The 22,970-nt window shown below is 57.8% G+C and carries 20 protein-coding genes and 1 pseudogene; 10 read left to right on the top strand and 11 right to left on the bottom strand.

Features of this window, described 5'->3' with window-relative positions; all coding sequences use genetic code 11:
- Positions 1-173: 173 nt before the first annotated feature.
- Positions 174-488 carry a hypothetical protein gene (locus FN828_RS15140; RefSeq protein ID WP_007120603.1) on the bottom strand — a complete coding sequence of 105 codons (315 nt, stop codon included), beginning with the start codon at positions 486-488 and terminating at the stop codon, positions 174-176.
- A 132-nt stretch (positions 489-620) separates the two neighbouring features.
- Between FN828_RS15140 and FN828_RS15135 the strand changes: the two genes are divergently transcribed.
- Entirely contained in the window at positions 621-1,199 is a 579-nt protein-coding gene (locus tag FN828_RS15135; RefSeq protein ID WP_007120602.1) for a hypothetical protein, read from the top strand.
- On the opposite strand, the gene FN828_RS15130 is transcribed toward FN828_RS15135, so the two are convergent.
- The 8 genes from FN828_RS15130 to FN828_RS15095 all read right to left on the bottom strand — a co-directional run bounded on the left by FN828_RS15130 (position 1,193) and on the right by FN828_RS15095 (position 8,453).
- On the bottom strand, positions 1,193-1,393 hold the full coding sequence (locus FN828_RS15130; protein WP_007120601.1) for a hypothetical protein: 201 nt from the start codon (positions 1,391-1,393) through the stop codon (positions 1,193-1,195). The genes FN828_RS15135 and FN828_RS15130 overlap by 7 nt on opposite strands.
- A 76-nt stretch (positions 1,394-1,469) precedes the next feature.
- Positions 1,470-1,679: a helix-turn-helix domain-containing protein gene (locus FN828_RS15125; protein WP_007120600.1), complete on the bottom strand. Its 210-nt coding sequence runs from the start codon at positions 1,677-1,679 to the stop codon at positions 1,470-1,472.
- A 323-nt stretch (positions 1,680-2,002) separates the two neighbouring features.
- Positions 2,003-3,202, bottom strand: a complete 1,200-nt coding sequence (pcaF, locus tag FN828_RS15120) for a 3-oxoadipyl-CoA thiolase (protein ID WP_007120599.1) — start codon at positions 3,200-3,202, stop codon at positions 2,003-2,005.
- Positions 3,199-4,125 (bottom strand): FAD-binding protein, encoded by a 927-nt coding sequence (locus FN828_RS15115; RefSeq protein ID WP_009827022.1) that lies wholly within the window; start codon positions 4,123-4,125, stop codon positions 3,199-3,201. Before FN828_RS15115 ends, pcaF begins: the two co-directional genes overlap by 4 nt.
- On the bottom strand, positions 4,125-4,883 hold the full coding sequence (locus tag FN828_RS15110; protein WP_009827023.1) for an electron transfer flavoprotein subunit beta/FixA family protein: 759 nt from the start codon (positions 4,881-4,883) through the stop codon (positions 4,125-4,127). Before FN828_RS15110 ends, FN828_RS15115 begins: the two co-directional genes overlap by 1 nt.
- 76 nt (positions 4,884-4,959) lie before the next feature.
- On the bottom strand, positions 4,960-5,715 hold the full coding sequence (locus tag FN828_RS15105) for an SDR family NAD(P)-dependent oxidoreductase (protein ID WP_037954867.1): 756 nt from the start codon (positions 5,713-5,715) through the stop codon (positions 4,960-4,962).
- A 72-nt stretch (positions 5,716-5,787) separates the two neighbouring features.
- Positions 5,788-7,425, bottom strand: a complete 1,638-nt coding sequence (locus FN828_RS15100) for a flavin-containing monooxygenase (RefSeq protein WP_009827025.1) — start codon at positions 7,423-7,425, stop codon at positions 5,788-5,790.
- Positions 7,426-7,550: 125 nt separating this feature from the next.
- Positions 7,551-8,453 carry an alpha/beta hydrolase gene (locus FN828_RS15095; RefSeq protein ID WP_009827026.1) on the bottom strand — a complete coding sequence of 301 codons (903 nt, stop codon included), beginning with the start codon at positions 8,451-8,453 and terminating at the stop codon, positions 7,551-7,553.
- A gap of 252 nt (positions 8,454-8,705) precedes the next feature.
- Here FN828_RS15095 and FN828_RS15090 point away from each other — a divergent pair.
- A pseudogene (locus FN828_RS15090) lies at positions 8,706-9,639 on the top strand (IS5 family transposase).
- 75 nt (positions 9,640-9,714) lie between these two features.
- Here the strand turns inward: FN828_RS15090 and FN828_RS15085 are convergent.
- Positions 9,715-11,796, bottom strand: a complete 2,082-nt coding sequence (locus FN828_RS15085) for an FAD-dependent oxidoreductase (protein ID WP_197918802.1) — start codon at positions 11,794-11,796, stop codon at positions 9,715-9,717.
- An 8-nt stretch (positions 11,797-11,804) separates the two neighbouring features.
- Entirely contained in the window at positions 11,805-13,259 is a 1,455-nt protein-coding gene (locus tag FN828_RS15080; RefSeq protein ID WP_232272174.1) for an NAD-dependent succinate-semialdehyde dehydrogenase, read from the bottom strand.
- 171 nt (positions 13,260-13,430) lie between these two features.
- Between FN828_RS15080 and FN828_RS15075 the strand changes: the two genes are divergently transcribed.
- The 8 genes from FN828_RS15075 to FN828_RS15040 all read left to right on the top strand — a co-directional run bounded on the left by FN828_RS15075 (position 13,431) and on the right by FN828_RS15040 (position 22,910).
- The gene (locus FN828_RS15075; protein WP_007120594.1) at positions 13,431-14,225 is read left to right on the top strand and encodes an IclR family transcriptional regulator; all 795 of its coding nucleotides are present in this window, start codon (positions 13,431-13,433) and stop codon (positions 14,223-14,225) included.
- Between the two features lie 15 nt (positions 14,226-14,240).
- On the top strand, positions 14,241-15,401 hold the full coding sequence (locus FN828_RS15070) for an acyl-CoA dehydrogenase family protein (protein WP_007120593.1): 1,161 nt from the start codon (positions 14,241-14,243) through the stop codon (positions 15,399-15,401).
- An 18-nt stretch (positions 15,402-15,419) separates the two neighbouring features.
- Complete coding sequence (locus FN828_RS15065; protein WP_007120592.1) at positions 15,420-16,574, top strand: iron-containing alcohol dehydrogenase; 1,155 nt, start codon at positions 15,420-15,422, stop codon at positions 16,572-16,574.
- Positions 16,574-17,776 carry a CaiB/BaiF CoA transferase family protein gene (locus FN828_RS15060; protein ID WP_007120591.1) on the top strand — a complete coding sequence of 401 codons (1,203 nt, stop codon included), beginning with the start codon at positions 16,574-16,576 and terminating at the stop codon, positions 17,774-17,776. Before FN828_RS15065 ends, FN828_RS15060 begins: the two co-directional genes overlap by 1 nt.
- A gap of 52 nt (positions 17,777-17,828) precedes the next feature.
- Complete coding sequence (locus FN828_RS15055; protein WP_232272173.1) at positions 17,829-18,710, top strand: helix-turn-helix domain-containing protein; 882 nt, start codon at positions 17,829-17,831, stop codon at positions 18,708-18,710.
- Between the two features lie 73 nt (positions 18,711-18,783).
- On the top strand, positions 18,784-19,242 hold the full coding sequence (locus FN828_RS15050; protein WP_007120589.1) for an acyl-CoA thioesterase: 459 nt from the start codon (positions 18,784-18,786) through the stop codon (positions 19,240-19,242).
- 204 nt (positions 19,243-19,446) lie between these two features.
- Positions 19,447-20,573 (top strand): IS3 family transposase gene (locus FN828_RS15045; RefSeq protein ID WP_197918801.1). Its coding sequence is split into 2 segments (ribosomal slippage): positions 19,447-19,717 and positions 19,717-20,573, totalling 1,128 coding nucleotides; the frame shifts between segments, so codons are not numbered across the junction.
- Positions 20,574-20,738: 165 nt separating this feature from the next.
- Positions 20,739-22,910, top strand: coding sequence for a ParB/RepB/Spo0J family partition protein (locus FN828_RS15040; protein WP_142494283.1), 2,172 nt, complete (start codon positions 20,739-20,741; stop codon positions 22,908-22,910).
- The last annotated feature ends 60 nt before the right edge of the window (positions 22,911-22,970 follow it).

The raw sequence follows: 22,970 nt of genomic DNA, 5'->3' as shown, positions 1-22,970 counted from the left end.
ACGCAGCGCCCTGTGGATATATTGCAATTAAGGGTACAGAATCTGCCGAAAACGCTTCCAATCCGCAGAATCTGATTAATTAGGGTACAGTGACACCAGCCCAGGCAGGGCGCTCACCGTGAAAGGTCCAGCCCGAAGTCCGGGCTGTGCCGTCGCGGCCGAAGGCGATAACGTCAGCCGCGCTCCTCGAGGGTGATGCTGTAGTCAGGACCAAAGCGCAGATCGCGCCCGTCACCGAACTCGAGATGATGTTTGAAGAGCCCTGGCCATATGTTGAAATACCGCGGCTCAGGCCCGTGCGGGGTGATCCGGGTCGAGACCAGAATGGCTTCCGGCTCACCCTCGCGCAGGTAGATGCACTGGTAGCGCGGCTTGCCATCGTCCGTGAACCCCACGAGTTCATACCGGCAGCGGAACGCGATGCCCTGTTCGGACAGGTCTTTGACACCATCGATGGTGATCAGGATCTGGTTGCGCGCTATCGGCATGTTCGGACTCTCCCCACGAGAGCCCTTCTACTGCACGACACTAAGGCCATAAAGTCATATGGAGTCAATACGACATATTGCAGAAAAATACATATTGCGCGATAGTCTGCGCAACTTTTGCGGGAGAGCGACATGAAGCGACAGGCGATGGCAGCGGCGATGGGGGTGATGGCGGTGTTCGGAGCCCCGGGGAAGGCGCAGGCCTATGACATCGACTGCGCCATCATGCTCTGCATGGCTGGCGGCTTCCCCCCGAGCGCAGTCTGTGCACGGGCCTATCGCACTATGATCCGCCGCATCACGCCCTGGCCGAGCCTGCCGCCCTTCGGGGTCTGCACCTTCGCACATGTGCCGGTCGAGCTGGGCGGGCCCGGCGGGGAGGGCGAGCTCGACACCACTCTGCCCGAATACGAATGGCTGAACCGCACCCATGTGATCTGGTTCACCGGTCAAGCCTATAGAGAAAGGGGAGGTGAACAGTATTGGGACTGGTCTCTCCGTTCCTGCGACCGAGAGAACCGCACCTGCCGGTACATCCAGCGGGTCTACCGATCCCACACGCCCTGGCCCGAGGCATTCGTATCGGAAGGCGGTCAGGAGATCGCCTATCCGACCGGCGGAGGTTCCTCGTACTTCTATTTGCGCAGTATCATGGTTGAATACGGCGACTACGAGGGCAACATGGGCCACTCGGAGTGGTTCTCCTACTGATCCGAACGGTCTGATGCCTTCAGGGAAACTGGGCGAAGCTCGACCAGACAAGCATCAAAGCGTTCTGGATCGACATGCCAGCGGCGGCTCACCGAGCCATCATTCCAACGGTAATCGGTGAACAGGTGAATCTCCTGCGCACCGTCGTTCAGAAACCCGTTCTGGAAGGGCCAGCCTGTCTTCTTCTTACCCATCGAACTCTCTGCACTCCATTTGACTACCTCTTGAGACGTTCCGCTCCAGGACGCATCAGGGGCTGGCAAAAACTGGCTAGCGTTTTGTGAAGAGCTCTGCTGGATCTACGTTCAGTGCTTTGGCGATACGTTCGAGAAGGTCGAGGGAGGCCGCGAACTTGGCGTTCTCGAGCTTGCCCATATGGCCGCGACTCACATCGGCCCGATGAGCAAGCTCCTCCTGGCTGAGGCTGCGGGCGCGTCTCAATTCCTGGATGTTTAGTGCTACACGGTCCCGCAAGTTCATGCCGTTGAAACGGACACGATGCGCGAAATATCGCCACGCGATATATGTTACATTCGGAAGTGCAGAGAAGAAATCTTGGGATGGCGCGAGATCGCCGGAATGGAATGCCTGCCGAAACGCAGGTCACGTGATGATCCGTCTCGCAAACATTATGGGCCGTTCAATCGTTCTTTCAGGAAAGGGCGGCACCGGAGAGAGGTTCCGGTACCGCCAGGGTATCGCCCACAGGGAGGTGGTAGAGGGCGAATTCTACACGGAAAATTTGGGGTCGACCAATAATCGCGTAATCAAGATTATGGTAATTTTTAGGCTGTCACGGCACCTCAGACAGCTTCGAGTGCGATTGCAATTCCCTGTCCCACGCCAATACACATGGTCGACAACGACTTTTCTCCAGGTTTGAGGTCCAGCATCGCTGAGCCGGTGATGCGGGCACCCGACATGCCAAGCGGATGGCCGAGAGCAATAGCGCCGCCGTTTGGGTTCACGCGGGCATCATCATCCGCGATCCCCAGGTGCCGTAGTGTGGCCAGACCCTGCGAAGCAAAGGCTTCGTTAAGTTCGATCACCGAGAAGTCTTCTTGTTTCAGTCCAAGTCGCGCCATCAGCTTTTTCGACGCCGGTGCCGGCCCGAAACCCATGATGCGCGGTGCAACGCCGGCGGTTGCGCCGCCCAAGACCCTTGCGACCGGCGTGAGGCCAAATTTTTTTGCGACGTCGCTGGTGGCAAGGATCAATGCTGCGGCACCATCGTTCACGCCTGAAGAATTCCCTGCGGTTACCGTGCCATCCGCTTTTACGAAAGTTTTCAGTTGGGCGAGCGCTTCCAAAGTCGTACTCGCGCGAGGGTGTTCATCCTGTACGACGATCTTTGGCTCCCCCTTTCGCTGAGGAATCTCTACCGGGACAATTTCACGGGCCAAACGACCGTTCGCCATAGCAACGCTCGCCTTTTGCTGGGAATGTAGGGCGAAAGCATCTTGGTCGGCGCGGTTGATGCCGAAGACTTCAGCCACGTTTTCGGCCGTTTCAGGCATACTGTCGACGCCGTATTGGCTCTTCATCAGTCTATTGACGAAGCGCCAGCCGATGGTGGTGTCTTCCACACTATTCTCGCGCGAGAATACTGTTGTAGCTTTTGGCATCACAAACGGAGCACGCGACATGCTTTCCACACCACCTGCGACAATGAGATCGGCCTCTCCTGATTTGATAGCGCGGGCGGCCGTGATTATCGCATCCATGCCCGACCCGCACAACCGATTCATTGTTGTCCCCGGTACACAATCCGGAAATCCAGCTAGTAGAAGCGACATGCGAGCAACATTACGGTTGTCCTCTCCCGCTTGGTTGGCGCAGCCAAAAATCACTTCGTCAATGGTCGCTAGATCTAGCCCCGGGTTTCGGCTGGCCAAGGCCCTGAGTGGGATTGCGCCAAGATCGTCGGCTCGCACAGAAGAAAGCGCGCCGCCATAGCGACCGATTGGTGTGCGGATGTAATCGCAGATATAGACGTTTGTCATTCTTTGAGTGCCTTTGTCAGGTCCGGGACTGCGTCGAAGAGGTCTGCGACGAGGCCGTAATCGGCGATTTGGAAGATGGGGGCCTCTTCGTCCTTGTTGATGGCGACGATGACCTTACTGTCCTTCATCCCCGCAAGGTGTTGAATTGCCCCGGAAATCCCGACCGCGATATACAGCTCGGGCGCCACGACCTTGCCGGTCTGGCCGACCTGCCAGTCGTTCGGTGCGAACCCAGAGTCCACAGCCGCGCGCGAGGCGCCGACGGCAGCACCCAGTTTGTCCGCAAGTGCTTCAATAATCGCGAAATTTTCCTCGGAACCGACGCCGCGCCCGCCCGAGACCACGACCTTGGCCGAGGTCAGTTCCGGACGATCCGACGCCGCGACCTTGTCCTCGACCCAGGCGCTCAGGCCCGCGTTGCCGGCTGCTGCGATGGCCTCGACGGCGGCCGAGCCACCCTGGCCAGCCGCGTCGAAGGCGGTGGTGCGGACGGTCAGTAACTTCTTGGAATCGTTGGACTTTACCGTCTGCATCGCGTTGCCCGCGTAGATCGGGCGCTCGAACGTGGACCCGTCCAGGATGGCCGTCACGTCCGACAGAACCATCACATCCAGCAGCGCCGCAACGCGCGGCAGGATGTTTTTCGCGCTTGCCGTGGAGGGAGCAACGATATGTTCATAATTGCCTGCCAGGCTGACCACCAGATCGGCGACCGGCTCGGCCAGGCCGTTGGCGTAGGCCGCGTCATCCGCGACCACAACCTTCGCCACGCCGTCGATCTGCGACGCGGCCTGACCCGCAGCAGCAGGGCCCGCAACCAGAACGGTCACATCGCCCAGCGATTTGGCAGCGGTCACCGCCTTGGCGGTGGCGTCCAGCGCCAGCGCGCCACCGGCGATTTCTGCAAGGAGAAGAACAGCCATTACACGATCCCCTTTTCTTTCAGTTTCGACACCAGCTCGTCGACCGAGCCGACCATCTCGCCTGCCGACCGTGCGGCGGGCTCGGCGGTTTTCACAATCTCCAGGCGCGGGGTGACATCGACGCCGTAATCGGCGGCGGTCTTCTCATCCAGCGGCTTCTTCTTGGCCTTCATGATGTTGGGCAGCGAGGCATAGCGCGGCTCGTTCAGGCGCAAATCGGCGGTGACGATCGCCGGCAGCTTGACCTTGATCGTCTGCAACCCGCCATCCACTTCGCGGGTCACGACGGCATGATCGCCTTCGATCCCGACCTCGGAGGCATAGGTCGCCTGGCCCCAGCCCAGCAGCGCCGCCAGCATCTGGCCGGTGGCGTTCATGTCATTGTCGATCGCCTGCTTGCCCGCGATCACCAGGCCCGGCGCCTCGGCGTCGATCACGGCCTTCAGGATCTTGGCCACCGCCAGCGGCTCGATGTCCTGGTGCACGTCATCGGCGGCCACAACCAGGATCGCCCGGTCCGCGCCCATCGCCAGCGCCGTGCGCAGCGTTTCCTGCGCCTGCTTCACGCCGATCGAGACGACGACAACCTCGTCCGCCTTGCCCGCTTCCTTCAGCCGGATCGCCTCTTCGACCGCAATCTCGTCGAACGGGTTCATCGACATCTTCACATTCGCGAGATCAACTCCGCTCCCGTCCGCCTTAACGCGAACCTTCACGTTGTGGTCAATTAGGCGTTTTATAGGAGCAATTATTTTCATTGGCTTTTATCGTTTTCAAAATTTGCAATGGTGGTAACGGCCCGGATTCCGAGCCGTTACTCGGGATGGGTCCCTGTCAATTCGCAGTATAACCGCCATCTACTACAATCTCTGCTCCGTGAACGAACGATGACTCATCCGATGCGAGGAACAGGACCGCATTCGAAACCTCTTCAGGTTTGCTTGGTCGCTTGAGCAGCGTCGCCCCCAGAATTGCCTGCCGGGTAACTTCGTCGGCGTGTAGCAGATCTTTTGTCATGGGAGTATCGATGACACCGGGATGGATCGAATTCACGCGTATGCCACTTTCAGCCAGGTCGACTGCGCAGGATTTCGTCAACATCCGTACGGCGCCTTTGGATCCAATGTAGGCTCCCGCCGAAGCGGCTCCAACAATCCCATAGATTGAAGAAATATTGATAATAGATGCCTTTTCGGCCTCTTTCATCAATGGAACCGCGGCTCGGATGCCGAGATAAATACCGCGTACATTGACGTTGAACGTCATGTCAAATTCGTCAGGCGAGGTTTCGTGGAGCGGCTTAAGAATGAGAATGCCAGCGTTGTTCACTAGCACATCAAGCCGACCAGCACTTGATTGCACCGTAGAGATGACATTCTTCCAATCTTCTTCAAGCGTCACGTCATGTTGAATGAATTCCGCCTTCCCTCCGGCTTCAATGATACCTTTCACTACGCTTTCAGCCGCTTCCGTGTCACGGTCGGTTACAAATACATGCGCACCTTCACGTGCCAGCGTTTCACAATGGGCTTTTCCCATGCCCATCGCTCCACCTGTTACCAGTGCGACTTTTCCGAATACCCTTCCCAAATCTCTCTCCCTAGTTTTCATGAACAAATTTAATTGGTTCCGCCGGGGATTCTTGATGCCCGGCGGAATTCTTTACACCTTCTCGGCAGTGCGGTTGCGGATCAGGGATGTATAACCTTCCTCCTTCACTGCATTAATGGCATTTCGGTAATTGCCAATCCCGGCCATGTAGAACATTACTGCATTCTTCTTTCCGGGGATATTTGCGCCGAAGATCCAGCTTTCAGCTTTGGGGAAGAGTGTCATGTCGGCGATTTCACGACAGGTGCGAACCCAAGCATCGCGCGCTTCCACGGTTGGCTCCACATTTCGAACCCCCTCTTCTTCCACCGTGCAAATCGTGTCAGCGATCCATTCGACTTGCGTCTCAATGCTGGGGGGCAGGTTGGTGAAGGGGCCATTAGGGCCAAGGATCATGAAGAAGTTCGGGAAGTCGACCTCCATCATGCCGAGGTAACCGAGCGGGCCTTCCTTCCAAGTGTCGCGCATGGTCACGCCTCCGCGTCCGCGGAGGTCCATTTTGACGTAATTGCCGTCGACCGCATCGAAGCCAGTGGCAAAGATTACGATGTCAAGCTCATGCTCCTCGCCGCTTTCGAGACGTATGCCGTTCGGAGTGAACTCTGCGATCGGATCGGCCTTAACGTCGGCGAGGGTCACGTTGTCTCGGTTGTAGACCTCGTAATAGTTGTTTCCGCAAAGCGGGCGCTTGGCGTAAAGGTCCTTCGGCGTCAGTTTCTCTGCGACCTTGGGGTCCTTCACGATTTTCTTGATTTTGCCCTTGATGAAGTCAGCGGCCGCATCATTGGCCACTTGGCTGGTCGCAATATCGCAAAAGGTGCCAAACATGAAATAGAAACCACCGCCGCGCTGCCAGGCGGCTTCGAAGACCCGCTCCCGTTCTTCGGGGGAGGCGGTTTCGGCGGGCTTGACGCTTTCTTCGAAGCCGAAGGCCACAACAGAATTCTTCACTTGATTCCAGATACTATCGTAGTTTGCCTTTTGCTCTGCGATGGTAGCATCGTCTTGCGGGGTGTTCCCAATCGGCACGACATATTGTGCAGAGCGCTGAAAAACAGTCAGGTGTTTTGCAACTGGTGCCGTTGCTGTAATAACCTGCACACCGGTCGAGCCAGTGCCAATAATGCCCACGCGTTTGTTGCTCAAGTCCACGCCGTCGGGCCAGGCACCTGTGTGTAAGATACGGCCTTTGAAATCATCGATGCCCTTGAATTTTGGAACATTCGTTGCGGACAAGAGACCGAGGCCAGTGACAAGGTATTTGGCGGTAACTGTCTCACCACTATCAGTGATCACGTTCCAGAGACCGGTTTTTTCATTATAGTGCGCGCCGTCCACCTTGGTGTCGAACTTGTAGCTGCGTCGGAGATCGAGATGATCCGCCACCTCGTTCATGTATTCGAGGATCTCGGGCTGGGTCAGATACCGCGTTTTCCAGCGGCCTTTTTGAAGCAACTCTTTGTCAAAAGAATAGCGGTAGACATAGCTTTCCGTGTCCGACAGCGCACCGGGATATCGGTTCCACCACCAGGTGCCGCCAACGTCACTGGCGCTGTCATAGCCCCGGACGTTCAGTCCCTGCTCGTTGCGAAGTTTGTGGACGGCGTAAAGCCCGCCGAAGCCCGCGCCAATGACGACTGCGTCGTAATCCGCTCCGGATGTTTTAGTAATCTCAGTCTGAATGTTCATGTCACTCCTCCCAGAGTAAGACTGCTCCGCCCCGCAGTTTGCGGGTGAGATGGCAGATGAATGTGTCGTAGGGGTTTCTCTCGCACCGCACCGCACCGCACCGCAATGCAGTGCGAGTACAGGTGTCAGAGGGCCTGATACCATGCGGCGATGCGACCAAGTTCCTCGTTCGCCTCGGGCGCGCGTCCCGAAAGCGCGGGAAAGACATGCTGCATGCCTTCGACGATAGACAGGGTCACATTTACGCCCTGTGCCTTGGCCTTTTCGTGCAACCGCTCGGCATCGCTCCTAAGCGTCTCAGCCCCTCCGGCATTGATATAAAGCGGCGGGTAACCGGTGAAATCGTTCTCCAGAGGGTTGGCCAACGGATTTAGCTGATCAGTGCCTTCACCGAGGAACATTCCCGCCATCGCTTCGAGAATCGGTTTCCCGACTAGCGCATCGGTTTCCGCGTTGGTTTCCAGTGTTTCCCCGCGCATCGCCATGTCTAGCCAGGGCGAATATGCGATGACCGCTCCGGGCAGTGGCAGCCCAAGTTCGCGAAATTTCAGCACGCTGGCGATGGCAAGATTGCCGCCAGCACTGTCGCCAGCGGTCAGAATATTTCTTGCCTTGAAGCCCTTATCCAGCAATGCTGTGTACGCGGCTACCGCATCTTCGATCTGCGCCGGAAATGGGTGCTCGGGTGCGCGTCGATAGTGCAGGATCACCGACGTAACCCCAAGCACCTTAGCGAGGTGCCCTGCCATTTTCCGATGACTATCGGCTGAGCCGACGGCAAAGCCGCCACCATGAGTGTAAACAATTACACGCGAGGTATCGGCCCCGACAGGCAGTGCCCAGATAGCCTCGACTCCTCCGATATGATCGCTTTTGTAGCTAACGTTTTCCGGCTCTAGAGCAGGCTGCCCCCATTCATCGAACATGCTGCGCAAGTTCGCGATCGTCAGGTCTGGGTTCTCGACCATCTGATCGGTCCAATTCTGATAAAGCGCCCGCAGCGTATCCGCTTCTCTACTGATTTCCATATTTATCCTCCCAAGAGTAACATTTGGCAAAGCCACCACCTGACGTCGCCAATCTCGGAGGCGTCAAACGGTCTGAGGCGTACGCCAATGATCTCGGAGTAAGGGCGAAGAATGCACCGTGTATTGAACATACCTGCTTTGGAAATTGTATGATCTTGCTCAGCCTGTCGTGAGGCAGATATGCCTGCTACTAGGCTCTGTTGAACAAATTCCGTGCGGGATCCATCTTATGAACCCGGCTTGGTAGCCGGGGTGCATGAGCAGACTGCACCCCCGACCTACAACACCAGGAACTTGCGAGCCTACAATGAAGCGCTCAAGCGCCGGGGCGCTCTGGCAATCTGGTTCGACCCCGAAATGAGCTGGGAGGCCGCGCCGATAGGCAGTCGTGGCCGGCAGCAGACCTACAGCGATGCCTCCAGCCAGACCTGCCTTTCCATGAAGGTGTTATTCGGCATGGCGCTCCGGTAGACGACTGGGTTCGTCTAGAGCCTGCTGCAGCTGGTTGGTCTCGTCCGGACTGTGCCCGACTTCAGCACCCTGTCCCGGCGTCAGAAGACCCTGGCCGTGAACATCTCGAATCGCGGCTCCAAGGGGCCGCTGCACCTGCTGTCAGCACGCGTATCAAAGTCGCGGGCGAAGGCGAGTGGCACGCCCGCAAGCATGGTGGACCCAAACGGCGCGTCTGGACCGAGATCCATCTCGGGGTTGACGAGGAAACACTGGAGGTTCGCGCAGTGACGAGGTCACAGGGAGCCACATCGGCGATGCATGGGTTTTACCCGACCTCCTCAACCAGATCCCGGCGGACCAGTAGATCGGCAGTGTCATGGCTGACGGTGCCTACGACACACGGAAATGCCACGACGCAATTGCTGACCGTGGTGCCCACGCCGTTATCCCGCCACGCAAGAACGCAAAGCCATGGAAGACCATCACCGCCGGAGCCGTGGCGCGAAACGAGGCCCTGCGCGCGGCGAAGTGCCTGGCTCGCGCGCTCTGGCGACGATGGAGCGGATACCACCGCCGAAGCAGTGTCGAGACGAAAATGAACTGTGTCATGTCGCTGGGGCATCGCCTTATAGCGCGGGACTTTGACCGTCAGGTCGCGGCACTCCCAGTCCGCATCGCCGTCCTGAACGGATACACTGCACTCGGCATACCCGTTACGGAAGCTGTGGGATAAGTTTATCCGGGGAAAGGGCAACCACGGCCATCACCCCATTTGCAAAACAGACTCCCTCTACCACAGAAAGACAACTTATCTGCCGGTGATCGTGGGAAACATGCTGACATGTTCCTCCCCGGTCGCGAAAACTCTTTCTAAATAACGAGGCACCCTCCAGCCGCAAGGATCCTCTTTGACATGCGCGCTGAAGAGCGCGGTCAACCGATCCTTGCCGATATTTTTGGCGTGGTGCATCAGGCCTCCCCGCCAGCGGGGAAATCCGTAGCCGTGAATCATTACTAGGTCGATGTCTTGCGGTTTTTCTGCTACGCCTTCGTCAAGGATATCGCAGGCTTCCGCCACCATTGTGAGCAAGAGCCTTTCTACGATTTCGTCAGCTGAGAACTCGCGGCGAGTGAAGTTCATTTCTTCTGAGACACGGAGTATTTCGCTAGCGACCAGCTCCGAATGTGAGGGTTTGCCGTCTGGCCCATAGTCGTACCATCCGGCGCCCGATTTGCGTCCTAGGCGTTTGTGCTTTTCGACCAGCCGCTCGACCAAGGGCACGTGACCACAGCAGTTCCCTTCGGCAACTGCCTTGCGACGGATATTCGCGTAGGCGATGTCCAGCCCCGACATGTCCTGTGCAGCATATGGACCCATCGCCATACCGAATCCGCGCATAGCCGCGTCGATCTCGTCGACATTAGCCCCCTCCACCAGAAGGCGATTAGCGGCGCGACGGTAGCTCGACAAAATTCGGTTTCCGATGAAGCCATCGCAAACACCAGACAGTACCGGGATTTTACCAAGCCTGTGCGCCAGCACAAGTGCTGCACCTAATGTTCCGTCTGACGTTCGGTCGCTCCTGACGACTTCCAGAAGTTTCATAATATGCGCAGGACTGAAGAAATGCATCCCTACAAAGCGTGCCGGGTGTTTCAACCCATCAGAGAGCCGATTTACATCGAGATAGGATGTGTTTGTGGCAATGATGGTCTCGGGTGGCAGTGCGCCTTCGAGTTCGGTCAGGATCGCGGTCTTAACCGCAAAATCCTCGAAGGCCGCCTCGATTGCTAGATCGGTTGGTGGCAGAGCGTCATAGCCTGAGACCGTAACCAGCCGGTCTTCAACCGTCTTTGCCGCATCGACGGACAGAATACCGCGACTGATACCCTGATCAATCAGCTTTTGCAGGTTTTTACTGGCCCACTCGGCGGACGAGGCACTACGTTCGACGACAGTCACCGAGATCCCTGCGGTCGCCAGCGTGTACGCAATAGCTGCGCCCATATTGCCACCACCGACCACGATGGCGGTTTCAGCATCTCGGGAAGGTCGGGGGTAGGCGCGCCCCTTGTTGGTTGCGGTACGCTCGGTGAAGAAAACGTGCCTAAGGGCCCGCGCCTGATCCGAGGTACGAAGGTCCAAAAACGCAGAGCGCTCGCTGGCTAGTGCGTCGTGCAGCGGCGTCGTCGCACTGGTCGCGACTAGGTTCACCGCAACCTGCGGGGCATTCTGGCCAGGCATACGCCGCGCTACATGCGCTCGGGCGACTTCCGCTGCGACGTGGTTTGGCTTTGGTGAAGGAAGATTGTCGGGTGCCTGTGCCGCCTCAAGTACATCGTCATCGAGAGCTATGGCCGCGCCAAGCGGGTCATCGGCTAGCAGCTGGATCAGTCCCATTTTCAGTGCCTGCTCGGCGGAAACAGCCTTCCCGGTGACAATCATGTCAAGCGCAGCTTCAATACCGATAAGTCGCGGCAGTCTTTGGGTTCCCCCTGCGCCAGGCACGATCCCCAAGTTTACCTCTGGCAAGCCCAGTTTGGCAGAAGTTGAGGCGATGCGATAGCAGCAAGCCAGAGCAATCTCTAGTCCCCCACCAAGCGCAGCCCCGTTGATTGCTGCGATAGTAGGAATCGGGAGGTGTGCAAGTTGCATCAGCACATCATTTAGTTGTGGATCAACAGGCAACTTACCGAATTCCTTCGCATCCGCGCCCGCGACGAAGGTCGTTCCTGTGCCGGTGATAATCAGCCTGGTAGCCCCAGTTTCGAGGACTTTGAAGATACAGTGTTGTATTCCAGCCCGAACCTCCGCGTTGATTAGGTTAAGCGGCGAATTGTCTATGGTCAGAATTGCTGCGTCATTTGAGAAGCTTAATTCAACAGGCATGGGCATCCTCACAGCACTGGCGCGCGATTGCGCGAGATAAATTTGGTAATGAGATAGCCTTCGAAGGTTTCCGTCCCGCCTTCAGTCCCATAGCCGCTGTCTCTCACGCCTCCAAACGGAGTCTCGGGCAGAGCGAGGCCGAACTGGTTGATGCTTACCATACCTGCCTGCAAACCCGCAGCTGCTTTATCTGCACGCTCTAACGAATTGGTAAAGACATAGGACGCCAGCCCGAAGGGTAGCCCGTTGGCCCGCGACAGTCCGTCCTCTATGTCACGAAAAGACGAGACGACAGCAATCGGGCCGAAGGGTTCTTCGCGCATCAAGTCAATGTCGTCGTTGGGCGTATCGACGATTGTCGGGGCATAGAAGTTACCATGATTTCCAAGCCTTTTGCCTCCCGTCAACACCCGTGCGCCGTTTTCGCGGGCATCCTCGACGAGCTTTTCCATCGCATTCACGCGTCCGCGATGACACAATGGTCCCATCTGCGTGCCTTCGGCTAAACCAGCGCCCACCTTTACGCTCTCAAATGCTGAAACTAGTTCGGACAGAAATCGATCGTAGATGCCTTGTTGTACGTAAAACCGGGTTGGGGCGATGCACACCTGGCCTGCATTGCGCAGCTTGTTGACCGCCAAGGCGCGCGCCGCGGCCGTGGCATCGGTGTCGTCGAACACCAATACGGGCGCGTGACCGCCGAGCTCCATCGTCGCCCGCTTCATATGGCGGCCAGCCAATTCTGCCAGATGCTTGCCCACCTCGACCGAACCGGTGAAGGTGATTTTGCGCACCTCGGGGCGCGCAATTAGAGTTTCCGAAATGAAGGCCGCATTACCCCAGACAAGGTTCAGACAGCCTTCGGGCAATCCTGCATCCAGCAGATAGCGAGCAATTGCCATGCAACCCGCCGGAGCCTCTGCCGGGGCTTTTAAGATCATCGTGCAACCTGACGCAAGCGCCGCCGCGACCTTGCGTACCGCTTGGCTCAGCGGAAAATTCCAAGGCGTGATGGCAAGGCAGACGCCTATCGGTTCGCGCACGACAAGCTGCTGTACCCGCGGGCTGCGTGATGGAATGATGCGCCCATAAATGCGCCGACATTCCTCGGCGTGCCAGTCAACGTGGTCAGCCGAGGCGCGGACCTCAGCCAAAGCCTCAGCCAGCGGCTTGCCTTCATCGAGAGTGATCCAGCCAGCGATCAGTCTGTCATTTTGGCGCAGCAGGTCGGCAAACCGCCGCAAAATCGCACTTCGTTCCATGGGAGAGCTGTTTTTCCATCGGCGAAAAGCTGATTCGGCCGAGTGAACCGCATGGTCTAGATCTGCGGCGCTAGCCTGCGGAATCTGTCCGATAGTTTGCCCGTTTGCAGGGTTTATGACTGCACGATCCTCTGGCGTGGGAGAAGCGATCCAGTCTCGTCCGATGAGGTGCTGGATGGTCGGATAATTCATTTCTTTCATGGCATTATGCCCTCGCTTAGTTGTGTCATCCGCAGGATCCGGCACGAATGGGACTAGGTGGACGACCTTAATTTTCCGCATAGCGGGAAAGTTTACCGCAGTATTGACTCGGACGTTATCGATCGTTTAGGTGTGTTTCAAGACGCATAATTCTTTCCGAGGAGGGATATCGTGAGACCAAGGAAAGACCGCACCAAGGATGCCGAGAAACAGGATCGCGATTTTGTCACGGCGTTGGCGCGCGGCTTGGAGCTGTTGCGGGCCTTTCGGCGGGAAGGGGAGGCTCTGGGGAACGGTGAGTTGGCCGAGCGCACTGGCCTGAGCAGATCGACGGTCTCCCGGCTGGCCTATACACTGAACAAGCTGGAATACCTCAGCTACGACCCGGATACAGCACGTTATCGACTGGCCCCTCCAGTGCTTTCGTTGGGTTTCTCCTGCCTTGCAGGGATTCCGCTGCGGCAACTGGCGAAGCCCTTTATGCAGGAGCTGGCTGATTACACAGGCATGCCGGTGGCCATGGCCAGTCGTGACCGGCTATCGATGGTCTATCTGGAGCGGTGCAAGGGCACTAATGCCGTCACGCTGGCGATCGAGGTTGGTGCCCATATTAAACTGGCCACGACCGCGGTTGGTCGCGCCTGCATAGCGGCGCACGACCCGGATGAGCGGGCCAGAATTCTGGCCCTTGTGGAGGAACATGAAGGCGACAACTGGCCGAATGTGCAGCCCGGAATCGAAGCAGCTATCGCAGACTACCAACAGCACGGTTACTGCACGTCCTTCACGGAGTGGAAACGTGATGTGAACGCTGTAGCGGTGCCCTTCGTGCCGAAGGACGGCTCACCCATTATTGCCTTCAACTGCGGTGGCCCTTCGCAAACCCTTACGCGCGACTGGATCGAAAGCGACGTCGCGCACCGCCTTGTCGATCTTGTCCGCCGCGTTGCGGCGGTCGCACCCTGAACAATAGAGAGCATCATGGCCCTTGATAAAGATACCCTTTCCCAGTTTCTCGACGCGCTCGACCGCTTCGTGAAAGAGCGACTAATCCCTTACGAGGATCGCGTCGCCGACGAGGATGTGATTCCGCCGATGCTGGTCGATGAAATCCGCATGATGGGCCTTTTCGGCATGTCGATCCCGGAAGATTTCGGCGGGCTCGGCTTGTCGATGATAGAGGAAGTGCAAGCCGCTTTCGTTCTTGGCCAGGCTTCGCCTGCGTTCCGGTCGCTAGTTGGCACCAACAACGGGATCGGCTCTCAGGGAATCATCATCGATGGAACCGACGAGCAGAAGGCGCAGTATCTACCAGCTCTCGCGTCCGGAGATATGATCGCATCCTTCGCCCTAACCGAGCCAGATGCTGGGTCGGATGCTGGCAGTCTGCGCACTACGGCGCGGCGTGACGGTAACGATTTCCTTCTGAACGGCACGAAACGCTACATTACCAATGCACCGCGTGCCGATCTATTCACGGTTTTTGCCCGGACCAATCCAGAGGCGGAAGGTTCTGCCGGCGTAAGCGCCTTTCTCGTCGAGGCAGGGACGCCAGGCATAACGCTTGGCCAGCCTGACAGGAAGATGGGGCAGAAGGGCTCGCACACATGCGACGTCATCCTTGACAATGTCCGCGTGCCTGCCGCGAACATTATCGGCGGGCCGGACCGTCTGAACAAGGGCTTTAAGACAGCAATGAAAGTCCTTGACCGGGGCCGACTGCATATTTCTGCCGTCTGTGTGGGCGCCGCCGAACGGCTGATCCGTGACAGCCTATCCTATGCGATGGAACGCAAACAATTCGGTGAACCCATCGCTGAAAAGCAACTGATCCAAGCCATGCTGGCTGACAGTCGCGCCGAGGCCTTCGCAGCGCGTTGCATGATCGAAGAAACAGCACGCCGCAAGGACGCTGGTCAGAACGTGTCGACTGATGCTGCCTGCTGCAAGATGTTTGCCAGTGAGATGGTAGGTCGAGTGGCCGATCGCGCAGTGCAAATCCACGGCGGTGCAGGATACATGGCCGAATATGCGGTCGAGCGCTTCTATCGCGATGTGCGTCTCTTCCGCATCTACGAGGGGACAACCCAGATTCAGCAAATACTGATCGCGCGGAATATGATCCGCACTGCAGCAGCTTAACAGGAGCGAAGACAAACTATGGACTTCAATTTCCTTTCCACCCCGAGGATCGTCTGCGAGAGCGGTGGGCTTGGCCGGATCGGCAGCCTGATGCAAGATTTGTCTTGCACCCGTGCGCTGGTCGTGACGGACCCGGGCATATTGGCCTGTGGTTTTGCGGACGAGGCAGCCGCCTCACTTAGGGCTGCTGGCATCGAGGTTGAGATTTTTCATAAAGTCGAAGCGGACCCCCCGATCGCTGTCGTCGAGGCCGCGGTAGAGGTCGCGCGGGCCTTTGGTGCTGACGGAATCATCGGACTTGGCGGCGGCAGTTCACTGGACACTGCCAAGGTCATCGCAGCGGCGGTAGCCAACGATCAACCGATTACGGACATGATCGGGATTAATCAGGTCACCGATAAACGCTTGCCACTGATCCAGGTGCCAACCACGGCAGGGACCGGATCAGAGGTAACATGGGTGTCCGTGCTGACTTCGGAAAGCCACGAAAAAAAAGCGGTATATGCACCGCAGCTTCTGCCTGACGTTGCCTTGCTAGATGCAAAGCTAACATTGGGAATGCCTCGTCACATCACAGCGGCCACGGCGTTAGACGCAATGGTTCACGCCATTGAGGCAGTAACCAGTCGCACCAGAAAGAATCCCATTTCCGATGGAATGGCGGACAAAGCGCTGGTGCTTCTCGGTCAGAACTTACCAATCGTCATGGAAACGCCTTCGGACCTGTCAGCGCGAGAGGCCATGCTGTTGGGGGCGACACTGGCTGGGATGGCCTTCATTAATGCCAGCGTGGGGGCGATTCATGCCTTGTCATACCCACTTGGAACAGGTTTCAAGGTTCCTCACGGGCACGCAAACGCTCTGGTCGCAGGACCAGTGATGAGGTTCAACATGCCCGTTGCAGAAGCTGAATATGCTCGTCTATCGCGGTTACTACTGCCCTCGCGGCCTTTCAACTCTGATGCGGCTGCGGCCCATGGCCTGATCGACGAGATGGAACGGATGCTAGTCGAAAGCGGACTTGAGTCTCGACTTTCTGGTGTCGGAGTGACCGAGGCAGCCATTCCCGGAATGGCTAATGAGGTCGTGACCGGTATCACGCGATTGCTGGAGACCAACCCGCGCGACATGACAGCCGAAGATGTGTCGCGCCTCTATCAGGAGGCGCTTTGATGGCTGGCTCATTGGACGGGATCAAGGTGGTCGACCTCAGCCGCGTGCTGGGCGGGCCTTACTGCACCCAAATGCTTGCGGATCATGGCGCTGAGGTCATCAAGGTGGAGCCGCCTCTGGGCGACGAGACCCGCAGTTGGGGCCCGCCTTTCAATGATGAACTCAGCGCTTATTTCTCTGGCGCCAACCGCAACAAGCGGTCCATCGCTATCGATCTGCAGCAACCGGAAGGGCGCGACCTGATTTTGCGGTTTCTTCAGGATGCGGATGTTTTAGTTCACAATTTTAAGTCTGGTACTCTTGAAAAATGGGGGCTTGGTTATGCTGATGTTCTCAGGGCACGTTTTCCTAGACTGGTACTCTGCCATGTGACTGGATTTGGTTCCGATGGCCCACTTGGCGGTTTTCCCGGCTATGACGCCGTGGTACAAGCTATGACGGGCCTCATGAGCATCAACGGCAATCCCTCCGAAGGCCCGACACGCATGGGTACGCCCATCGTGGACATCGGCACCGGTCTGATCGCCTGTAACGCTATTCTCGCCGCACTTTTGGAACGGGGCCGGTCCGGATTGGGCCAAGCCATCGAAGTGCCGCTATATGATTGCGCGATCAGCATGATGCATCCCCAAGCGGCTAATTCCCTCATGTCCGGACAGATACCAATGGCGACCGGCAATGGGCATCCAAATATCGTACCATACGACATGTTCGAAACAAGTAATGGCAAACTCTATCTGGCTATCGGTAACAATGGTCAGTTCGCAAAACTCTGTGACGTGCTTGGCCTACCTGAGGTGCCCTGCGATCCACGATTTGCCGACAATGCCGCGCGTCTTGCGCATCGGTCAGAGATGACAGAGGTCTTGTCAGAGTGCCTGGTGCAACATGACGCCTTCAAACTTGAGCCGGTGCTTTTGAAAGCTGGGATTCCCGCCGGAGTCGTTCGGAATGTGAATGAAGCGTTGGAGCATCCACACACCCGACATCGCGGCATGGTGGTATCAGTTGGCACCTACCGCGGCACCGGCGTGCCAGCACGCTTGTCGCGTACCCCCGGAGCGGTTCGCGCGGCACCGCCTCGCTTCGGGCAGCATAGTAGGGAGTTGCTTAGCGAGGCTGGACTGACAGAAGCTGAAATCGATAGATTGACTCAAGCGAATATCGTTCGAGAAGAACCGCGGATGCGCGAGACGACCTAAGCCGAAATTTCAGCTCAAGCGGACGATCGTGAAAAAGTTCAGGGAGGCCAAGATGGAAAGACTGCTCATATCACCGGACCGGATACCCGAATGGATTCCCGGCACGACTACGTTGGACAGTTCCGGGTGCAACTGGAACGGCATTACCCTGAAGGGCTATCGTTATGAGCGACAAGACGCGGCAATTCCCCCCATGCGCGACTATATGATTGTTGCATATGATGGCGCGCCAACCACTATGCGCCGCACGAGTGGCGGCCCATGGCAAAGCGCGCGCGTAGAGAAAGGTAGGATTTCCTTGCTCACGCGTGCAGAGGAATCCACTTGGAGTTGGTCCGAGCCTATCACGGTTAGACACGTCTATCTCAGTCACAGTGAACTCGAAAACACGGCCCTTTCGGTCTTTGATCGTGACCCGAAGTCCATTGAGATCAATGATTGTCTGTCTGCGAAGGACCCCTGTATCCTGAACTGCATCCAATTGCTAGAGAATGAGCTAAAGAACGGTGGAATCGGCCAGAGATTGATCATCGACGCCCTGCGCATCCAGATCGCCGTTCACCTTCTGCGTCAGTACGCCAAGGTCTCTTTGACCAGCGACGCAAACTCGAACTTCAGCCCTGCTCAAAGGCAGAGAATCATCGATCTCGTTGAAAGCTGCTTAGGTGAAAACCTCAGTCTGGAAGACATGGCCGCATCTATCGGTTTCAGCCAGTTTCACTTTTCGCGTCAGTTCAAGGCGGAGTTTGGGTTGGCACCGTATGCATATGTTTTGCGCAAGCGAATATCGAAGGCCCAGGAGATGCTGAGAAAGGGTAATGCCCCCCTGAAAGTGGTCGCGCTTGACTGCGGTTTTGCAGATCAGAGTCATTTTAGTCGAACTTTTCGAAAAATGACAGGCGCGACCCCCGCCGAATTCCGGCGCATGGCATAATTACCGGAAAACTATTCCTTCCTATCGCTGTCACGCACCAGAGACAAAGAAATGTTGAGCCCGTAACGCTGCAATGAATGTACCAGAAACAGAATTTAAACCACGATTTGCCTTCGAACGCAGGATTTTCTTTGGCGACTGTGACCAGCTGGGAATCGCCTTTACTGGCCGGATCACGAATTTCGCGCTGGAAGCGATCGAGACTTTCTGGGACGATTTGCTTTCAGGCCGGGGCTGGCTTTTTCTACTCACGGAAAGAAACACGGCCATGCCTTTTGTCTCTATGGACCTACAATTCCATGCGCCGGTGAAAGCAGGCGCGAACCTAGCATGCGAGGTCTATGTGGTCCATGTCGGGGAAAGTTCAGTTGGTCTAAAAGTTGTCGGCCGTCAGCATGACTTGATTTGCTTCGAATGCGAAACGAAGTCAGTTTTCCGAGATGCTTCAACATTTGGAAAAGTCAAAATTGAAAGCTCAATTCGGCAGATTTTGCTCGCGGAAGTGGGTTCGGAAAATCAAACAGTGAGCTAGCAACCTTTGAGGTTGCCGCCTGTAATCAAAGAGGTTTTTCGCCCCGTTTGCGTGTGACCGAGTGCAAATTTCTATCTGGCCTTCAAGAATGGCATTTTGAAAAGCCGCGGCCAGAGACGAAGGTCAGCGGATGAGGTCTGAAGTGGTCCCAGGAAACCGGACAGTCAGCTAAGGTGTTTCCCGAACCTTTGAAGGGATACGAACATGGCAAAGCGCCGGAACTTTACAGATCAGTTTAAGGCCAAGGTGGCGTTGGAAGCGCTGCGTGGCGACAAGACCGTGCAGGAGATCGCGGCGAAGCATCAGTTGCACCCAAATCAGGTCAGCACATGGAAGCGGCAGGCCATCGAGGGCATGGCCGATGTGTTCTCGGGTGGCAAGCAGAGCGGCCCGACCGAGGCGGAAGTAAAGGAACTTCACGCCAAGATCGGGAGGCTGGCGGTCGAGAACGATTTTTTGTCGGAAGGGCTGAAGCGATGAGCCCTGGAAAGAAACGCGCGATGATCAACCGGGATCACCCCAAGCTGAGCATCAGCCAGCAGTGCAAGCTGGTGAGCCTGAGCCGGTCGGCGTTCTACTACACGCCCGCCGGGATCGACGCCGACACGCTGTCGATGATGAAAGAGATCGACCGGGTGTTCACCAAATACCCATTCTTCGGGTCGCGCCAGATCGCGGCCTATCTGCGCCGGGAAGGCATTGTTGTTGGCCGCCATCGCGTCAGGCGATTGATGGCGAAGATGGGTCTTGAAGCGGTCTACAAGCGCCCACGAACCAGCCAGCCGCATCCTCAGCACCCGGTCTTCCCGTATCTGCTGAGGAAGATGGTGATTGACCGACCGAACCAGGTCTGGTGCGCCGATATCACCTTTGTGCCAGTCAGAAATGGCTTCCTCTATCTGGTGGCAATCATGGACTGGGCGACGCGCAAGGTGCTGAGCTGGCGGTTGTCGAACACGATGCACGCCGACTTCTGCGTCGAAGCACTGAGCGAGGCCATCGCCAGGTACGGCCCGCCTGAGATCATGAACACAGATCAGGGATCGCAGTTCACCGGATCGGCCTGGATCACGACGCTGACCGAGGCGGGCGTGCGCATCTCGATGGACGGGCGCGGGCGTTACCTCGACAACATCTTCATCGAACGCCTCTGGCGATCCCTGAAGCAGGAGGCCATCTATCTCGAAGAAATCAATGAAGGCTTCCGGGCCCGTCGTGTCATCAAGGGCTGGATGGCATTCTATAACACCAGCCGACCCCATTCCGCGCTTGATCGGCAGACGCCGGACGACGCATATTGGGCAGGCTTGGAAGAGCGACACGCAGCATGAAACCTAAACCCGATACACCTTAGAAACGCTGCAAACCTGTCCGAAAAGATGGGACCACTTCACACGTCAACGCACAGTGAAAGCCAGAGAAAGGGAAGCCCGGGTGCCGGGCTTGAAAGGATAGAGAGAGGCTCATCCGGGTCCGGCGAGACAAGGACCCTGACCATGGCCAAGACCACGACCCGCCCGAATCCCACCACCTCAAAAAAGACCGAAGCCGTTGGATCGGCCGCGCCTGACGGCGGTGCCGACATCCGGATGATCCCGCTCGACAAGCTGGAGCCGAGCCCACTCAACGTCCGCAAGGTGGCCGCAAGCGCCAGCGACGATGCCGAGATTCTTGCGAGCATCCGCGAGACGGGAATCAAGCAGAACCTGGTGGTTCACGCACTTTCCGAGACACGTTTTGCCGTCGACGCAGGCGGTCGTCGCCTCAAGGCGCTGAAACAACTCGCCGAGGACGGTGTGATCCCCGCTGATCATCCAGTGCCCTGCCTTGTCGAGGACGAGCGCAACGCCATCCTTACCTCGGCCACAGAAAACCTCCAGCGCGCGGCGATGCATCCGGCAGACCAGTTCGAGGCCTTCGACAAGATGATCGGCGAGGGTCGCAGCGAAGACGAGATTGCGCTCAAATTCGGCGTCTCCGTCGACCTGGTGCGCCGTCGCCTCAAACTCGCCCGTGTCGCACCCGAAATCATCGAGCAGTTTCGTGCCGGTGATCTGACCCTCGAATGCGTGATGGCTTTCACGCTGACCGACGACCATGACCGCCAGCTCGCGGTCTGGAACGCCGTGAAGGGCGGCTATCACATCCATCCGCAGAGCATCAAACGTCAGCTGACCGGGGCCGCACATTCGGCGAACTCGGCAATTGGTCGATTTGTCGGCATCGAGGCGTATGAGACGGCGGGCGGGGTTCTGCTGCGGGATCTCTTCGACGACCGGGCAACCGCTCATATGGAAAACCCCGACCTCTTGGAGCGTCTCGCCATTGAGAAACTGCAGGCTGCGGCCAAACCCTTCGAAGGGATATGGAAATGGGTCGAAGTGCATCTTTCGGTGGATTATGGCGCGTTTCGCAGTTTCGGGCGGGTCTATCCGCAGGACATCGAACCGGATGCGGACATGCTGGCCGAGGAGGAACGTCTCATCGCGCGTGAGGAAGAATTGGCGGCGCAGAACGACGGGGAGGACTGGACCGACGCGGAGACCGAAGAATACTACGCCATCGAGCCGCGTTTGCGCGAAATTGAAGCCATGCAGCGCGAACGGCAACCCTATGCCGAGGCAGATCGCGCTATCGCCGGTGTAGTCCTGACCATCGGCCATGACGGGGTGTTGCGCGTCGAGAAAGGCCTGGTGCGGCCCGAGGACATTCCTGTTGCGCCCGAACCGGACGATACCACCGCAGATCCGGATGGCGCTCCCTCCCCTGCCCGCCCACAGGTGACGCCGCCGACCTCCTCCACGCCGGTGCCGAGCTCCGACCCGGCCGCGACGTTGCGCAAGGCGGACGGGATTTCGGCGAGCCTGGCCGACGATCTGCGCGCCACGCGTCAGCACATCCTGCGGGCGCATCTGGCGGCGGATTTCGAGGTGGCTTTCGATGCGATGCTCTACGCGCTCTGCGAGCAGGCTTTGGGGCGGTCCTACAACAACGAGGCGCTCGATATCTCCATCCGGCCCTTCCAGGCGCAAAACCGCGAGGTGCTGCATGCGGACACCGTCGCTCAGAAGATGCTTGAGGCGTTGGAGCAGGACCTCGCCACCGACTGGATGAAGCTGGAGAAACCCGATGACTTCCGGGCGATGTCGGCCCTGCCCATTGCGGACAAGCAGGCGCTTTTCGCCTGGGCGACGGGTCTCGCGGTCAAGCCGCAGCTCTCCTCTGACAATCGCCCCTCCCACATCATTGAGGAGATTGGTGCGCGGCTCGACGTCGATGTGGCGGCCTGCTGGCGCCCGAGTGCCCAGAACTACTGGGGTCGCGTCAACAAGGGGCATGCGGTGGCCACGGCGCGCAAGCTCATCGGCGATGATTACGCCGAGGATCGCAATCGCGAACGCAAGGGCGATCTCGCAGCCGCGATGGAGCGCGCTTTCGCGGAAACGGCCGGCGAGACGGAAGGTTTCGACGCGGCGACGGCAGCAAAGACAACGCGCTGGCTGCCAGACGGGATGGTGTTTGCCGGTGCGGCGGAGGCCGACGCCAAAATGATTGGCGATGCGCCCGAGGCGGAGGAAGGCGACGTGCCTGCCGCAGACGCTCTGGCCGAGGCGGAGAGCAATGAACCATCGTCCTTGCCCGCCTTCCTTAGCGGAGATGCGGCCTGACGAAGCGAACACCGACCTGATCACGACATGAGCTTTGGGCCGCCCTCACATCGAGGGCGG

The organism is Thalassovita litoralis, from assembly GCF_900182725.1.
In the GTDB taxonomy this organism is placed as follows: Bacteria; Pseudomonadota; Alphaproteobacteria; order Rhodobacterales; family Rhodobacteraceae; genus Thalassobius; species Thalassobius litoralis.
The sequence above is the reverse complement of the archived record's forward strand: the minus strand, read 5'-3'. Positions and strand labels throughout refer to the sequence as shown.

What these genes read in the sequence shown, in the direction of transcription:
- FN828_RS15140 (WP_007120603.1), bottom strand. Translation starts at nt 488, where the DNA reads ATGCCGATAGCGCGCAACCAGATCCTGATCACCATCGATGGTGTCAAA.
- FN828_RS15135 (WP_007120602.1), top strand. Translation starts at nt 621, where the DNA reads ATGAAGCGACAGGCGATGGCAGCGGCGATGGGGGTGATGGCGGTGTTC.
- FN828_RS15130 (WP_007120601.1), bottom strand. Translation starts at nt 1,393, where the DNA reads ATGGGTAAGAAGAAGACAGGCTGGCCCTTCCAGAACGGGTTTCTGAAC.
- FN828_RS15125 (WP_007120600.1), bottom strand. Translation starts at nt 1,679, where the DNA reads ATGAACTTGCGGGACCGTGTAGCACTAAACATCCAGGAATTGAGACGC.
- pcaF (WP_007120599.1), bottom strand. Translation starts at nt 3,202, where the DNA reads ATGACAAACGTCTATATCTGCGATTACATCCGCACACCAATCGGTCGC.
- FN828_RS15115 (WP_009827022.1), bottom strand. Translation starts at nt 4,125, where the DNA reads ATGGCTGTTCTTCTCCTTGCAGAAATCGCCGGTGGCGCGCTGGCGCTG.
- FN828_RS15110 (WP_009827023.1), bottom strand. Translation starts at nt 4,883, where the DNA reads ATGAAAATAATTGCTCCTATAAAACGCCTAATTGACCACAACGTGAAG.
- FN828_RS15100 (WP_009827025.1), bottom strand. Translation starts at nt 7,425, where the DNA reads ATGAACATTCAGACTGAGATTACTAAAACATCCGGAGCGGATTACGAC.
- FN828_RS15095 (WP_009827026.1), bottom strand. Translation starts at nt 8,453, where the DNA reads ATGGAAATCAGTAGAGAAGCGGATACGCTGCGGGCGCTTTATCAGAAT.
- FN828_RS15085 (WP_197918802.1), bottom strand. Translation starts at nt 11,796, where the DNA reads ATGCCTGTTGAATTAAGCTTCTCAAATGACGCAGCAATTCTGACCATA.
- FN828_RS15080 (WP_232272174.1), bottom strand. Translation starts at nt 13,259, where the DNA reads ATGAAAGAAATGAATTATCCGACCATCCAGCACCTCATCGGACGAGAC.
- FN828_RS15070 (WP_007120593.1), top strand. Translation starts at nt 14,241, where the DNA reads ATGGCCCTTGATAAAGATACCCTTTCCCAGTTTCTCGACGCGCTCGAC.
- FN828_RS15065 (WP_007120592.1), top strand. Translation starts at nt 15,420, where the DNA reads ATGGACTTCAATTTCCTTTCCACCCCGAGGATCGTCTGCGAGAGCGGT.
- FN828_RS15060 (WP_007120591.1), top strand. Translation starts at nt 16,574, where the DNA reads ATGGCTGGCTCATTGGACGGGATCAAGGTGGTCGACCTCAGCCGCGTG.
- FN828_RS15055 (WP_232272173.1), top strand. Translation starts at nt 17,829, where the DNA reads ATGGAAAGACTGCTCATATCACCGGACCGGATACCCGAATGGATTCCC.
- FN828_RS15050 (WP_007120589.1), top strand. Translation starts at nt 18,784, where the DNA reads ATGAATGTACCAGAAACAGAATTTAAACCACGATTTGCCTTCGAACGC.
- FN828_RS15040 (WP_142494283.1), top strand. Translation starts at nt 20,739, where the DNA reads ATGGCCAAGACCACGACCCGCCCGAATCCCACCACCTCAAAAAAGACC.